We start from the raw sequence: 14,851 nt of genomic DNA, 5'->3' as shown, positions 1-14,851 counted from the left end.
TATAAAATTAGGAAAAACGTTAATTCAGTCAATGTGTTGATCAAATTAACGTTTTTTAATCGATAAGCGCTAAAACCTCTATTGCTTCTTCAACATTGCTAATGTTATCAAAAGCAATTCGCAGCGTATTTTTAACCTCTTTTAAATTGCACATTCGCGGGTGGTTTTGGGCAAACGTTAAAATTTTGGTGAAGGTATTCGAATCAAAATACTTCGATTGCTTATCACTTAAGAAATAGCCCCTTAAACTGTTTTTCTTGAAACTGATTTTCTCGAAGCCCAGTTTTTTGCCGAACCATTGTAAACGTACTACGCTAAGCATGGTTTTAACCTGCGGTGGAACTGGGCCAAAGCGATCGGCTAAATGCTTTTCAAAGATGGCCAAATCGTTTTCGTTATCGAGCTTAGAAAGTTCGGTGTATAAATTGTATCGCTCAGTTATATTGGTGATGTAGGCATCCGGAATGTAGAGCTCTAAATCGGTATCAACCTGCGTAAAACCAACAAAAGGTCGCTCAGGTTCATTCTCAAATAAACCCTTAAATTCTGCTTCTTTAAGCTCCTGAATGGCTTCATCCAAAATTTTATGGTACATTTCGAACCCGATTTCAGCAATGAAACCACTTTGTTCGGCGCCCAGTAAGTTTCCACTACCCCTGATATCCAAATCGCGCATGGCCACGTTAAATCCACTGCCCAGATCAGAAAACTCTTCAATGGCACTTAAACGCTTCCGGGCTTCAGAAGTGAGCGTAGATAATGGTGGTGACAATAAATAACAAAAAGCTTTTTTATTGCTTCGACCTACCCTACCACGCATTTGGTGTAAATCACTCAGCCCAAACATGTGGGCGTGGTTAATGATAATGGTATTGGCGTTGGGGATATCCAAACCAGCTTCGATAATAGTCGTAGCTACCAGAACATCTTTTTCGCCGTTAATGAAATCGAGCATTACATCTTCCAATGCATCGCCATCTAACTGACCATGGGCAATACCTATGCGTGCTTTAGGCACCAGTTTCTGAATCAGTCCACCCAGTTGCATCAGGTCGTTTACCCGGTTGTGAATAAAGAAAACCTGACCTCCACGGTCTAATTCGAATTGTACAGCTTCCTGAATCAGCTTATCGTTAAAAACGTGCAATTCGGTGCTTACCGGCTGGCGGTTAGGTGGTGGTGTGCTGATAATCGATAAATCACGCGCTCCCATTAACGAGAAGTGCAAAGTCCTTGGGATAGGTGTTGCTGTTAAAGTCAGGGTATCAACATTTACACGCACAGCTTTTAATCGCTCCTTTGCACTCACCCCAAACTTTTGCTCCTCATCAATAATCATGATGCCCAGATCCTTAAATTTGACATCTTTACTCAGCAAACGGTGTGTACCAATTAAAATATCAACTTTTCCGGCTGCTGCTTCTGCAAGCGTATCTTTTATCTGTCTATTGGTTTTAAAACGGTTAATGTAATCAACCGTAACCGGAAAATCTTTTAAACGCGAAGAAAAGGTTTTGTAATGCTGTAAGGCTAAAATGGTTGTAGGTACCAGAATGGCGGCCTGTTTGCCTTCGGCAACGGCTTTAAATGCTGCACGAACTGCAATTTCGGTTTTGCCAAAGCCCACGTCGCCACAAACCAGGCGATCCATTGGGTGTGGCGCTTCCATATCCTTTTTCACATCCTGCGTAGCTTTTAGCTGATCGGGGTATCTTCGTAAATAAAGGAAGCCTCAAGTTCAGTTTGCAGGTAACTATCGGGAGAAAATGCCGTTCCGGCCTGTGTTTTACGCAAGGCATAAAGCTTAATCAGGTCGCGGGCAATATCTTTAACTTTTTTTTTAGTAGTTTTTTTTAGCTTATCCCAGGCATCGGTACCCAGTTTGTTCATCTTGGGTACACCGCTTTCTTTGCCGCTGTATTTGGCAATGCGGTTCAGCGAGTTGATGTTTACATAAAGCAGATCGTTATCGGCATAAATTAAACGGATCATCTCCTGGGTTTTACCGTTAACCTCTACTTTTTCCAATCCGGCGTATTTTCCAATACCGTGGTCGATGTGTGTAACATAATCGCCTGATTTAAGTTCCCTCAAATCTTTCAGGGTAATGGCCTGACTTTTTTGATAGCCTTTTTTAAGCTTGTATTTGTAGTAACGATCGAAAATCTGGTGATCGGTATAAAAAGCAGTCTGGATTTGCGGATCTACAAAGCCCTCGCGCAGCATGCTGTTGATTGGCGTAAACTTGGCCGTTTTATCAATATCTTCTAAAATGGCATACAAACGCTCTATCTGCTTTGGCGAATCGGTAAAGATAAAGTTAACAATACCGGCTTTTTCATTCTCCTTAAGGTTATGGATAAGCAGATTAAAATCTTTATTGAATGAAGGTTGTGGCTTGGTTTCGAACTCAAAACGATCGTCGGTTTTGTAGAAAAATTGCTTTCCAAACTCAATCAGCGGAAAATCGTGAAGGTGATCTCCCAATAGCTTTTCATCAGTAAAAGCAAATTTCGGATCAATCCACTCGGGATTTTGACTTTTATCGGCTGCAGGTAGAGCTTTCCAAAGCTCAACCGCCTTTTTAAAACCTGCTTTTACAATATCGAGTGTGAATTCTACATCTTTAAACCAGAGTTGGGTATCCTGATCAATGTAATCGAGAATACTGATATTGCTTTCAGTTAAGAATTTGGCCTGTACGTTGGGTACAATGGTTAGCGATTTAACATCTGCTACAGAAAGCTGGCTCTCGATTTCGAAACTGCGGATACTTTCTACTTCATCGCCAAAAAACTCAATCCGGAAAGGCAGATCAGAAGAGAACGAAAAAATATCTACAATACCACCGCGGATTGAAAACTGGCCGGGTTCATACACAAAATCCGCTCTGTCGAAATCGTAATCAATTAAAAACTCATTGATAAAATCAATGCCCAGCTTGGCGCCGATGCTAATTTCGAGGGTGTTTTTTTCAAGCGCAGAGCGGTCAATAACTTTTTCGGCAATGGCCTCGGGATACGAAACAACTATTTTGCCATATTCCGAGTCATGGTTCAGTTCGTTTAAAACCTCGGCGCGCGCAAGTACATTAGCAGTGTCAACCTGTGTAAAATCGAATGATTTGCGGTACGATGACGGAAACAGCAAAACCTGCTTATCCAGCACACTTTCAAGGTCAGACTGAAAATAGGCGGCCTCCTCCCTGTCGGGTAAAACGAAGAGCAGCGGCTTGTGTAATAAAAAATAAGAGGAAAGGGCAACAATAGCATCGGCCGAACCCACCAGTCCCTTTAATTGTACTTTCGGGTATTTGGTGCTGTTCAACGTTTTGGTAAATTGAGTTACCCTATCGTCGGTTTTGTATCTGTTTATTAAATCGCGAATGTTCAAGGCACAAAAATAAGCTTATCTTTTAATATTAACCTGTAATTTGTGTAAAGGTTTTTTTAACTATTTTTGGCCGGGGTAGCATACAAAAATCAATTTTGAAAATAAATAACTACGCATTGTTAGATAGTATCACAAGTTTGGTCGAAATATATCCCCCATTCGTCGATTAAGGGTAAATTGATGTAACAAAGGCAGTGGTATAGCCTCTAATTTATATAAAAAGTGAAACAATGGGCAACATTAAGCGCTTTCCATTAGAACTTGTTTTCTGGGTAATAGCATTAGTGTTATTGGCAACAGCAAATAGCCACGAACATCACTTCACACTTTGCCCGCTGGCTAATTTAGGCTACGGGGCTGGTGTCCGGGATGTGGGATTGGCAGGTCGATAAGTCATATTTTTCATGGCGAATTTACTGAAAGCTTTGCTGAACATTGGTTCGGGTTTCCGGCACTTTTAATTATACTTTACAGAATTTATATACTAGCAAAAAAGATAAAAACATTTAAAATTTTAACCTCAAACAGATAAACACCATGGATATATTTCAATCACCTCTGATGTCGTTACCAGGTATAACACCAGATGAATACTCATACTTACAACAGGCAACTACAGGTTTAGACGAGCAACAGTTGCGCAATTTCTTAATGATTTACAGCAGCAAAAGAAAAAATCCATCAGATATGTTAATTTTCTGTTTGATCGGACTCTTCGCTGTACCGGGATTGCAAAGATTCATTATCGGTCAGATTGGTATGGGTATCTTGTATCTTTTAACTGCAGGTCTTTGTTTCATCGGTTCGATAATCGATGTGGTAAACCATAAAACCCTTGCCTTTGAGCACAACCAGAAAATGGTTTTCGAAAGTTTACAGATGGTAAGAATGGGTGGCGGATTTGCGCCTAAGGTTTAATAAAAATCTGATATTAGTTTCTACATTATAGCCCGGGATTTAAATCCCGGGCTATAATTTTTTTTTATATTTAACACATGAAATTAGCCGAAATAACCAATTATTTAGAAAGCATTGCCCCTCTCAATTATCAGGAAGATTACGATAATTCGGGCTTAATTGTTGGCGATCCGAATATGGAAATCAGAGCTGCCCTAGTTGCATTAGATTGTGTAGAAAAGATTGTAGATGAGGCCATTTCTGTAGGTTGCAACCTCATTATTACCCATCATCCAATTGTTTTTAAAGGCTTAAAAAAGCTGAATGGTAAAAACTATGTAGAGCGTGTTGTACTTAAGGCCATCAAGAATAATATTGCACTTTATGCTATTCACACCAATTTAGATAGTATCCATACCGGCGTAAACGCCCGTATTTGTGAGCGTTTAGGCTTAACTGGTACCAAGGTGCTTTCGCCCAAAGCCGGCTTGTTAAAAAAGCTGGTTACCTATTGCCCGCAAGCACAGGCAGAGCAATTGCGTTCGGCTTTGTTTTATGCTGGAGCGGGTAATATTGGCAATTACAGCGAATGCAGTTTTAATGCTGATGGTTTTGGTACTTTTAAGGGCAATGAGGAATCAGATCCCTTTGTAGGCGAAAGAAGCATTCGCCATCGCGAGGCAGAAGTACGTATCGAAATGGTTTACCCGGCCCAGGCCGAACGGAAAATATTGGTGGCTTTGTTCGAAAACCATCCGTATGAGGAAGTCGCCTACGATATTTATAAGTTGGAAAACAAACACCAGCTGGTTGGTTCAGGTATGGTGGGCTGGCTGGAATATGATATGGATGGTTACGATTTTCTGCACCTAGTTAAAGACAGGATGCAGGCACGTGTAGTTCGGCATACCGAAGTAATCAACAAAAGGATCAAAAAGGTAGCGGTTTGTGGCGGTTCGGGTAGCTTCCTTTTAAGAGAAGCAATTGCCACCGGAGCCGATGCTTTTATTACTGCAGATTTCAAATACCACGAGTTTTTTGATGCAGAGGAAAAATTGATCATTGCCGACATCGGACACTTTGAAACTGAACAATTTACCTCAAATTTATTGCTTGAAATTATTCAAAAAAAATTTACTAACTTTGCAATCCGTTTAACGGAGCAAAATACAAACCCCATAAATTACTTGTTTTAATGGAACAAACCGTAGAACAAAAGCTAAAGGCTTTATACGAATTACAAAATATCCACACAAAAATTGATAAAATCCGTCAGGTACGTGGCGAATTACCAATGGAAGTTGCAGATCTTGAGGATGACGTTTTAGGATTAGAAACCAGAATTTCAAAAATTAAAGGCGAACTTGATGATCTTGAGGATTCGATCGTAACCCGTAAAAATACCATCAAAGATGCACAAGCTGCAATCAAAAGATACGATTCTCAATTAAAAGAAGTTAAAAACAACCGTGAATACGATGCTTTAACCAAAGAAATTGAGATTCAGGGTTTAGATATTCAGGTATCTGAAAAGAAAATTAAAGAACACGGTTTCGAAATTAACTCTAAAACTGAAATCTACGAAGCAGCTAAAGGCGAGTTAGATGGCAGAAAGAAAGATTTAGAAACTAAAAAAGCAGAACTTGATGTAATTACTGCAGAAACTGAAAAAGAAGAGCAGGATTTACAGAAAAAAGCAGATAAAGCAGAGCCTCAAATTGAGGAACGTTTACTGGTTGCATACAAACGTTTACGCAAAAATGCGGTTAACGGTTTGGCAGTAGTAACTATCGATCGCGATTCTTGCTCAGGTTGTTTCAACCAGATCCCGCCTCAGCGTCAGTTAGATATCCGTCAACGTAAAAAAATCATCGTTTGCGAACACTGCGGACGTATTTTGGTTGATGAAGCATTAACCCACGAAGTAGCAGAAGCTTAATCAGCATTGCAAAAGCATTAAAAACGTCCCGACTTAAATCGGGACGTTTTTTGTTTAGCAACAAAACAACACGCACATTTTAACGTTAAATGTAGATATTTGTTTAAATGTGAAAGCTGTTGCTCGGGCGACATCAACCTAAAAGAAAATACCATTTTTCAGCATGATTAAAAGCTTACGTTTCGCCTTCTTTGCCTCTCTTCTGATATTTCCGTCTATATTATTTGCAAACTTTGATTACAACGCCAATTGCTTAAAAGCTTATAAAAGCATTTTCGAATTAAAGCTGGGTAATGCCCGCGCTTATATTGCTACTGAAAAAAAGCAGAGGCCTAATAATTCGATCATTCCGTTGCTTGAAAACTACATTGATTATTTTACAATCATCACATCTGAAAGCAAGGCCGATTTCGATCGTCTAAAAGGAAATAAATCGACCCGTTTAGACCAGATTTCGGATGATGATAAAAGCTCTCCCTATTATCTTTATGCCCAGGCTGAGATTAATTTACAATGGGCGTTAATTCATGGCCGTTTTGGCGAATTTTTTAATGCCGCAATGGAAATTAAAAGAGCCAACAGCCTTTTGCAGGAGAACAGCAAAAAATTCCCAAACTTTCCACTAAACGCAAAAGGTTTAGGTTTGGTTAATGCGGTTTTGGGCAATCTGCCTGATGGTGCACTGAAAAGCGCATTGGCTACATTCGGTATAAAAGGAAACCTTCAAAACGGCTTAAATATGTTCGATAAGCTTGCCGAAAGTTTATCAAGTTCTTCATACGAGCCATTTTATGAAGAAGTGGTTTTTTACTATACCTACGTACTTACAGATGTTGCGCATAGCCCGTCGGCTTATGCGAAAATGATGAAGTATACTGAACGCATTGCTGATACCAGTTTATTAAAAAGCTATTTACAGAGTTACGTTAGCATTAAAACGGGTCATAACGAAGAAGCCATTCAGATTTTAGCCAAAAAACCTGAGGGAGGTGTTTACCAGCCTTTCCCTTATCTCGATTATCTGGAAGGTGTTGCACACTTGAATAAATTAGACCTCAATGCGGCGACTTATTTTAACCGCTTTTTGCAAACGAATAAGGGCGTAAATTATATTCGCGACGCCAATATTCACCTTGGTTGGATTGCGCTCTTAAAAGGCGATAAAACGGGCTATACCGCCTATGCAAACAAAGCGCTTAATTCGGGTTATTTATATCACGATAAAGATAAGCAGGCCAAAAATGAAGCAGCAGGTACTCCCCCGCTGGTTGATTTGCTAAAGGCCAGGTTATTGTACGATGGCGGCTATTTAAATAAGGCGCTACAGGTGTTGGATGATAAGAAAACCACCGATTATGCAAGCGACCGGGATAAAACGGAGTTTAATTACCGTTTGGGTAGAATTAACGATGACCTTGGGCGTGATGATCAGGCATTAACTGCTTATCAGGCAACTATTAATCAGGGTAAAAACCTGAAATATTATTTTGCAGCAAATGCAGCCCTGCAAATGGGTAAAGTTTACGAAAAGAAAAAAAATGTATCAAAAGCAAAAGAGGCTTTCAATACAGCCATTTCCATGAAAAACCATGAATTTGAAAACAGTATTGAAAGCCAGGCAAAAGCCGGATTAAAACGCTTATCGAATTAAAAACGGTGTATAAACGCGTTGATGTGCATGCCAGCGCCAACTGAAGCGAAAACAGCAATATCGCCTGCTTTAACCTTATAACCTTCAACCTGCTCTTTTAAAACAAGGTCTAACAAGGTTGGTACAGTAGCTACCGAACTGTTTCCGAGCCACGAAATAGTCATTGGCACCAGATTTTCGGGTACGGTATCTTTGCCATATAATTTAAACAGGCGTTTCATAATGGCGGTATCCATTTTACCATTTGCCTGGTGTACAAATACAATATTAATATCTTCTACACTCAATCCGGCTTTATCAATCGCTTTTTTAATTACCTGGGGTACCTGAACTACCGCAAACTCATAAAGTTTCCTGCCATTCATTTTAAGGTAATAATTGCCGCTTGTTTCATCTGGGTGAGAACCTTTTCCCATGGTTAATAAATTGCCATAGTTTACAGCATGTGTTTCTGTTTTATGAGCCAGTATCCCTTTCTTCTCTTCGGCCTCTTCGGCTTCGAAAATTACAGCACCTGCACCATCAGAAAAGATCATACTGTCGCGGTCGTGTGGATCGATAATGCGGCTCAGTGTTTCGGCACCAATAACCATTACACGTTTGGCGTCTCCACTTTTAATGTAGTAATCTGCCTGTATTGCTCCCTGAACCCATCCAGGGCATCCAAAAATAATATCGTAAGCCACACAATCGGGGTTGTGTATGCCCAGTTGTTGTTTAACTTTTGACGCCAGTGAAGGCAAAATATCGCTGCGATTGCTACCCAGAGGAATATCGCCGAAATTATGGCAAAAAATAATATAGTCTAATGTTTCCTTATCAATACCGGCATTTTCGATCGCTTTTTCTGCTGCCTTAGCACCGATATGGTTGCTCAATTGCTCAGGGCAAGCATACCGTCTTTCTACAATTTCTGTAATTTCTGAGAATTTATCGATGATCTCAGCATTTTCCTTCTCCAGTCGGCTTCCATTCTCAAAAAACGTAGCATTTAAGAATTCGTTACCAGAAATAATATTCTGCGGAATATAACTTCCAGTACCGGCTATTACCGTATTTATTACTTTGCTCATAAATTATAATACCGCATACTAAATCGGTATGTAGTATAAAACTATCAATTATATTCGGTAATCGAAAATAAATTAATTTTTAACCGGTTTATTTTTTTAATGCAAACTTTAATCAACCTGGTGTTCTGTTTACATTTAACTCGTGCTCCATGTTTTTACGCTTAGTAAATCCCATTCCGTAAATAATTTAGCCTGTGTTCTTACAAGCAATCAAGTCAATCCGTATTCCTACTTCTTGAAGGGTTAAGTTATGGCTTTTTTATAAACGACTGGTACTGGCGATCGATTTTATCGAAATAAATACTAAATATACCTTGTAATGGGTATTTAGGTTAACCTGGTCTTAGCTGTATTTTTACAGGATAAACAAACTAAAAATGAAAAAGTTACTGTCCCTAATGGTATTGCTGTTTATCGCATATACAGCAAATGCCCAATCACATATTTCGAAAAGTGAATACTCCAGGTATAACTGTAGGTTTGCGCCAAAAGGCTCTAATAACGCAGAAGGCAAACTAATGTGCCCTGCTTGTGCCAAGGAAAATGAAGATGCCCGAAAAAAGAAAATTGCTGATGATAAGGCCCAATCTGAATTGGGGAAAATAAAAAATGCCAAGCTTAAGGCAGAGGCTGAGATTGCATTTAAAAAGCAAAGAGCCGAAGTTGCAGAAAGGAGCAAAGTTACTGAAGTGCATGTAACAATGGGGAAAACACCCTTAACCGCAGGTAAGACACCAGAAAAACCCGCAAAAAAGGCTCCTCTTAAACTCACAAAAGATGTTTTGTTTTTTGCCGATTACCCAGGCTCAATGTCGATGAATGGTAACCGTTTAAATTATTTTTTAAATGAAAATGGCGATACGATTTTAAAAAGCAAGGATTATTACAGCACATTTGGAGCATTTAGCGATAACAAAAACAATTTCCCTAAAAACCTGGGTATTGTGGTTTTAAATGAGGAAAATACTTTAACCAATGGAAAGACAAGAAAAATTGCTGACCTGGTTGACAGCAAAGGAAAACGGCTTTTTAAAGATAAAAGCATCAGTACGATCTTCCATTTAATGAACGATTATTTTGTGATTGGCAGAAGTAAAGATTTTGGAGAAGACTCTAGCTGGGGTTATAATTACAGGAGAATTCAGGAAGTTGATATCTACAACACTAAAACCAGGAAAACCATCACGCTGGATAAAGACCGCAGGAATGTAGAAATTTACGTGGCTTTCGATCACCGGAAACTGGAAGATGAAGGATTAAAGCCAGTGCTTTTAAGGAGATATATAAATTATGATGAAGATATATACTGCTTAAATGCAGCCGGAGAACTGGTGGTTAAAAATTATAAAAGCAGTAGATAGAAATTTAATAATCTTTGTAAAGTATATTATAAATGGCAGGATTAATCACCTTATTCCTGCCATTATGTTTTTAAGTTAATTGCGATCAGGTAAAATCATCAATCAAAAATACAAAAAGCTCTTTAGGACCATGGGCACCTAAAACCAATGTTTTTTCGATATCTGCAGTTCTGCTTGGGCCAGTAATGTTGCTGATCATGGACGGAATTTGATTGCCATATTTGTTTTTTAGTATAGCAAAAGCATCTTTAAGGTCTAAAACCAGCTGACTGGTTTTGGCAATTACAATATGGTGATGCGGAAAAATACTTAGTCTCCTGCCGGCGGCTCCCTGGTTGGTAACCATTACACTTCCGTTACGTGCAATTAGTGCCTCGCAAAGGGTAATGCCTACCTCAGCCTGTTCAAAATCTTTGTCTGTTTGATAAAAAGGAAATTCGTATTTACTTAAAAACTGCTGCAATTCTGGCTCCCAGCAGTATATTTTGCGCCATTTAAATTTATCAGCCAGCTGCAGCATGTTTTCAAAGAAGTCGATGCCATCTTCGCAGAAGATAAAATTACCCGATATGGCTGTAAGTTGTTCAGCAAACAACACTTCCAGCTCCTCTGTATTTTTTTTATACAGTTGACTTTCTTCTAAATTGGGATAAGGATTTTCACGTTTTTCTAACAGTGCTTTTCTTATCTTTTTTAGTATTTGTTCTTTCGCTGTTGTATTATCCTTCATATAAAAAAAAGCTACCCTGGTGAATAACCAGGGTAGCAAATGTAATAATTGAAATTGTTTATTTATGCTTCTACAGGAGTAATATGTCCTGGAGTGCCGCTTTCTCCCTGATTTTCGAATAAGCGTTTTCCGAAAATCTCTTCTAAATCATCTTTAAACAATACTTCTTTTTCAATTAAGATATCAGCCAATTGAACCAGCTTATCTTTGTTTTCTTCTAACAAATTAATGGCTCTTTGGTATTGACCTTCAATCAGTGTAGAAATTTCTTTATCGATTGTTAATGCAGTATCTTCTGAATAAGGTTTAGAGAAATTATATTCATTCTGACCTGATGAATCGTAATAGGTAATGTTTCCTAGTTTTTCGTTCAGGCCGTAAATGGTAACCATTGCTCTCGCTTGTTTGTTTACCTTCTCTAAATCGCTCAACGCTCCTGTAGAAATGGTATCGAACATTACCTTTTCGGCAGCCCTGCCTCCCATTGTAGCACACATTTCATCCAGCATTTGGTGCGGGCGAACAATTAAGCGCTCTTCAGGCAGGTACCAGGCTGCGCCTAAGCTCTGTCCACGTGGAACAATAGTAACTTTAACCAAAGGTGCAGCGTGCTCTAATAACCAGCTTACCGTTGCGTGACCTGCTTCGTGGATTGCAATTGCACGTTTTTCGCTTGGGGTAATAATTTTGTTTTTCTTTTCTAAACCACCTACAATCCGGTCAACAGCATCTAAGAAATCTTGTTTATCAACCGCCGATTTATTTTTTCGGGCTGCAATTAAAGCGGCTTCGTTACAAACATTGGCAATATCTGCACCTGAGAAACCAGGCGTTTGTTTGGCTAAAAATTCAGTATCTAACTCTTCCGATTTCTTTAAAGGCGTAATGTGCACTTCGAAAATTTGTTTACGCTCAATAACATCCGGTAGATCAACATAAATTTGTCTGTCGAAACGGCCAGCTCTTAATAAGGCTTTATCTAAAACATCAGCACGGTTGGTTGCGGCTAAAATAATCACGTGCGTGTTGGTGCCAAAACCATCCATTTCAACCAGAAGCTGGTTTAGGGTATTTTCGCGTTCATCGTTACCACCCATTACACCGTTTTTACCACGGGCACGGCCAATTGCATCGATCTCATCAATGAAAATGATACAAGGTGATTTATCCTTTGCTTGTTTAAAGAGGTCGCGCACACGGGATGCACCTACCCCAACAAACATTTCAACAAAATCAGATCCTGATAAAGAGAAAAACGGTACCTGAGCTTCGCCGGCAACAGCTTTAGCCAATAAGGTTTTACCGGTACCCGGCGAACCTACCAATAAAGCGCCTTTCGGGATTTTTCCACCCAGATCGGTATATTTTTTAGGGTTTTTAAGGAAATCTACAATTTCCATCACCTCAGTTTTAGCTTCTTCTAAACCGGCAACATCGTTAAACGTAATGTTTACCTGACTTTCTTTATCGAATAAGGTTGCTTTAGATTTTCCGATACTGAAAATCTGACCGCCACCGCCTGCACCACCACCCATTCTGCGCATCATGAAAATCCAGAAACCAATTAAAAGTAATACTGGTAAAATAATACTTAAAAACCAGCTCGCTAAAGGATTGCTACGATTTTCTGAACTGAAGGTAATTGCTTTTCTGCCTGCAGGTAATGCTTTTTGCGATTCGGCTAAAGCAGCTCTTAAATCGGCAAATTTTCCACCGTAGGTAAAGTACACGGTTGGGCCACTCGACATGTTTAAAGAGCTTGTATTTTTGTAAGCTTTGTATTGTGGTTTTTTATCTAAACTGTCTTTTTTAATGTAAACCTCAGCTTTAACCAGGTCTTCTGTTTGGTAAGCTACAATCCGGTCAACGTCGCCGGTTAGTAACATCTGGCTTTCAAAAGTATCGTATTTAACTTCTTTACCACTATCGGTAGTGAATAAGAACTGGGCGGCAATAATGGCAATTATAATTGCTGCGTACACCCAGAAAATGTTAAATTTTGATCCTTTTTGGGGTTTCTTCGGGATGTTAGGTAATCTTTTTCCCTGTTTGTTGTTTTCGTTGGTATTTTGATTATCGTTCATTTGTCTTTGTCAAAATGGTTCTAAAGGTTACGCGCTTTGATAATTTGTGCTTTCCGCATCCCCCCAAAGTTCTTCTATGCCATAAAAATGGCGTTTTTCCGTCTTAAAAATGTGCACAACCACATCAAAATAATCCAGGATAATCCAATCGGCAGATTCGAAACCCTCCTTGTGTCTGGGGTCTACCTGAGTGGCTTTATATATTTCTTTTTCTACACTATCGGCAATAGCTTTTACCTGCGTGCCCGAGTTGGCACTGGCAATAATGAAATAATCAGCTACCGATGTATGGATATTTCTAAGATCTAACCGCACTATATCTTCTCCTTTTTTCTCTTGTATGCCGTGAACAGCCAACTCAGAAAGGTATGTAGAAAGGGCTACTATTTTCTTTTTTACCATTAAAATGCTTTAATTTTGGAATTACAATATTATAAATTCAACACTTGCAAAATAACACTTTTTCGACACTATTTGTTGGTCAAAATTTAATCAAATTAAAAGAAGTTGATTCTACCAATAACTTTTTAAAAGAAATGGTGTCAAAATCCGAGCCATTAGCCGAAGGTACTGTAATTATGGCAGATAATCAGTTTGCCGGAAGAGGGCAGCAGCAAAGCATTTGGCAAACGCAGGCCGGAAAAAATATCAGTACCAGCATTTACCTAAAGCCTTCATTTTTACCCCTCGATAAGCAGTTTTATCTGAATATGGCCGTTAGTTTGGCCGTTAACGAAGCACTAAGCCACTTTATTCCGGATGAGCTTAGTATCAAATGGCCTAATGACGTATATTACCGGGATAAAAAACTTGGCGGAATTTTGATCGAAAACACACTGACAGGCAGTGTAATTAAATCGGCTGTAATTGGCATTGGTTTAAATGTGAATCAGAAAGAATTTTCCGAAAATATCACTCAAAGAGCCACTTCAGTCATTCAAATTTTACAAAAGGAAATGTTTTTAATGGATATTATGGAGAAAATATTCATATTTATGGAAAAATACTACTTAATTTTGAGAGCCGGAAAGTATAGTATTTTACAAAATGATTACCTTGGCAAACTGTATAACTTTGGAGTTAGGGCGTTATATCAAATTAATGGAGCCATTTTTGAAGGTAGCATAATCGGAGTTGAAGAAAACGGCAGATTAAGGGTAGAGACCGAACAAGGCTTAAAAAGCTTCAATTTTAAAGAAATAGAATTTACACACACAAAATAAAACACACAATGAAAAAAATCTCACTGGTACTTTCAATGGTACTTTTTACCATTGCTGGTGCATTTGCGCAAATTGAAAAGCCGGTTACCTGGGCATATTTTGCAAAGAAAACCGGAAATAACGAAGCTACAATATATTTAAAAGCCACTATTGAAGACAGATGGCACATTTATTCTCAAAACGTTAAAGACGGCGGTCCGGTAAAAACTACTTTTACCTTTGCTCCTTCTAAAGATTTTAGTCTGGTTGGAAAAACAGTTGAGCCTAAGGCGATTGTAAAATACGAGAGTACTTTTAAAATGAACGTTAGTTATTTCGAAAAGTCTGTTATTTTTCAGCAAAAAATTAAGCTAAATAAAGGTACAGCCATTGCAAAAGGTAAAGTAGAATTTATGGTTTGTAACGATAAGCAATGTCTTCCGCCAGAAGAGGTTGAATTTAGCGTTCCGGTTAAATAGTTGACAACAAAATAATTACAAACAGTCCCGACAAACTCGGGA

Annotated in this window: 12 protein-coding genes and 1 pseudogene; 8 read left to right on the top strand and 5 right to left on the bottom strand. The window is 38.8% G+C overall.

What is annotated here, in order from left to right; translation table 11 throughout:
• Nucleotides 1-55: 55 nt before the first annotated feature.
• Nucleotides 56-3,393, bottom strand: a pseudogene (gene mfd / locus G7074_RS09465) (transcription-repair coupling factor).
• 376 nt (nucleotides 3,394-3,769) lie between these two features.
• Between mfd and G7074_RS27905 the strand changes: the two are divergent.
• The 5 genes from G7074_RS27905 (at nucleotide 3,770) to G7074_RS09440 (ending at nucleotide 7,880) form a co-directional block, all read left to right on the top strand.
• The gene (locus G7074_RS27905) at nucleotides 3,770-3,925 is read left to right on the top strand and encodes a DUF2752 domain-containing protein (protein WP_370526645.1); all 156 of its coding nucleotides are present in this window, start codon (nucleotides 3,770-3,772) and stop codon (nucleotides 3,923-3,925) included.
• A gap of 5 nt (nucleotides 3,926-3,930) precedes the next feature.
• A complete protein-coding gene (locus G7074_RS09455; RefSeq protein WP_039474059.1) occupies nucleotides 3,931-4,311 on the top strand; it encodes a TM2 domain-containing protein in 381 nt (126 codons plus the stop codon).
• A 77-nt stretch (nucleotides 4,312-4,388) separates the two neighbouring features.
• On the top strand, nucleotides 4,389-5,486 hold the full coding sequence (locus G7074_RS09450) for a Nif3-like dinuclear metal center hexameric protein (protein WP_124558965.1): 1,098 nt from the start codon (nucleotides 4,389-4,391) through the stop codon (nucleotides 5,484-5,486).
• Nucleotides 5,486-6,229 (top strand): zinc ribbon domain-containing protein, encoded by a 744-nt coding sequence (locus tag G7074_RS09445; protein ID WP_124558966.1) that lies wholly within the window; start codon nucleotides 5,486-5,488, stop codon nucleotides 6,227-6,229. Before G7074_RS09450 ends, G7074_RS09445 begins: the two co-directional genes overlap by 1 nt.
• A 163-nt stretch (nucleotides 6,230-6,392) precedes the next feature.
• Nucleotides 6,393-7,880 carry a tetratricopeptide repeat protein gene (locus G7074_RS09440; RefSeq protein WP_166208115.1) on the top strand — a complete coding sequence of 496 codons (1,488 nt, stop codon included), beginning with the start codon at nucleotides 6,393-6,395 and terminating at the stop codon, nucleotides 7,878-7,880.
• Here G7074_RS09440 and G7074_RS09435 read toward each other — a convergent pair.
• Nucleotides 7,877-8,953, bottom strand: a complete 1,077-nt coding sequence (locus tag G7074_RS09435) for a 3-oxoacyl-ACP synthase III family protein (RefSeq protein ID WP_124558968.1) — start codon at nucleotides 8,951-8,953, stop codon at nucleotides 7,877-7,879. The genes G7074_RS09440 and G7074_RS09435 overlap by 4 nt on opposite strands.
• Nucleotides 8,954-9,330: 377 nt before the next feature.
• Here G7074_RS09435 and G7074_RS09430 point away from each other — a divergent pair, with 377 nt between their 5' ends.
• Nucleotides 9,331-10,314 (top strand): hypothetical protein, encoded by a 984-nt coding sequence (locus G7074_RS09430; protein ID WP_166208112.1) that lies wholly within the window; start codon nucleotides 9,331-9,333, stop codon nucleotides 10,312-10,314.
• 85 nt (nucleotides 10,315-10,399) lie between these two features.
• Here G7074_RS09430 and G7074_RS09425 read toward each other — a convergent pair whose 3' ends face one another.
• The 3 genes from G7074_RS09425 to rsfS form a co-directional block, all read right to left on the bottom strand.
• On the bottom strand, nucleotides 10,400-11,044 hold the full coding sequence (locus tag G7074_RS09425; RefSeq protein ID WP_124558970.1) for an LUD domain-containing protein: 645 nt from the start codon (nucleotides 11,042-11,044) through the stop codon (nucleotides 10,400-10,402).
• Nucleotides 11,045-11,106: 62 nt separating this feature from the next.
• Nucleotides 11,107-13,128 (bottom strand): ATP-dependent zinc metalloprotease FtsH, encoded by a 2,022-nt coding sequence (gene ftsH, locus G7074_RS09420; protein ID WP_124558971.1) that lies wholly within the window; start codon nucleotides 13,126-13,128, stop codon nucleotides 11,107-11,109.
• Nucleotides 13,129-13,155: 27 nt separating this feature from the next.
• The gene (gene rsfS / locus G7074_RS09415; RefSeq protein WP_039474075.1) at nucleotides 13,156-13,530 is read right to left on the bottom strand and encodes a ribosome silencing factor; all 375 of its coding nucleotides are present in this window, start codon (nucleotides 13,528-13,530) and stop codon (nucleotides 13,156-13,158) included.
• 44 nt (nucleotides 13,531-13,574) lie between these two features.
• Here rsfS and G7074_RS09410 point away from each other — a divergent pair, with 44 nt between their 5' ends.
• Together G7074_RS09410 and G7074_RS09405 are read left to right on the top strand one after the other, a co-directional pair.
• Complete coding sequence (locus tag G7074_RS09410) at nucleotides 13,575-14,351, top strand: biotin--[acetyl-CoA-carboxylase] ligase (protein ID WP_166208109.1); 777 nt, start codon at nucleotides 13,575-13,577, stop codon at nucleotides 14,349-14,351.
• An 8-nt stretch (nucleotides 14,352-14,359) separates the two neighbouring features.
• A complete protein-coding gene (locus tag G7074_RS09405) occupies nucleotides 14,360-14,809 on the top strand; it encodes a protein-disulfide reductase DsbD domain-containing protein (RefSeq protein WP_124558973.1) in 450 nt (149 codons plus the stop codon).
• Nucleotides 14,810-14,851: the final 42 nt, after the last annotated feature.

Origin of the sequence: Pedobacter sp. HDW13 (genome assembly GCF_011303555.1) — a bacterium.
Lineage (GTDB): Bacteria > Bacteroidota > Bacteroidia > Sphingobacteriales > Sphingobacteriaceae > Pedobacter.
Note: the sequence above shows the minus strand (reverse complement) of the source record. Positions and strands in the feature narration are given on the sequence as shown.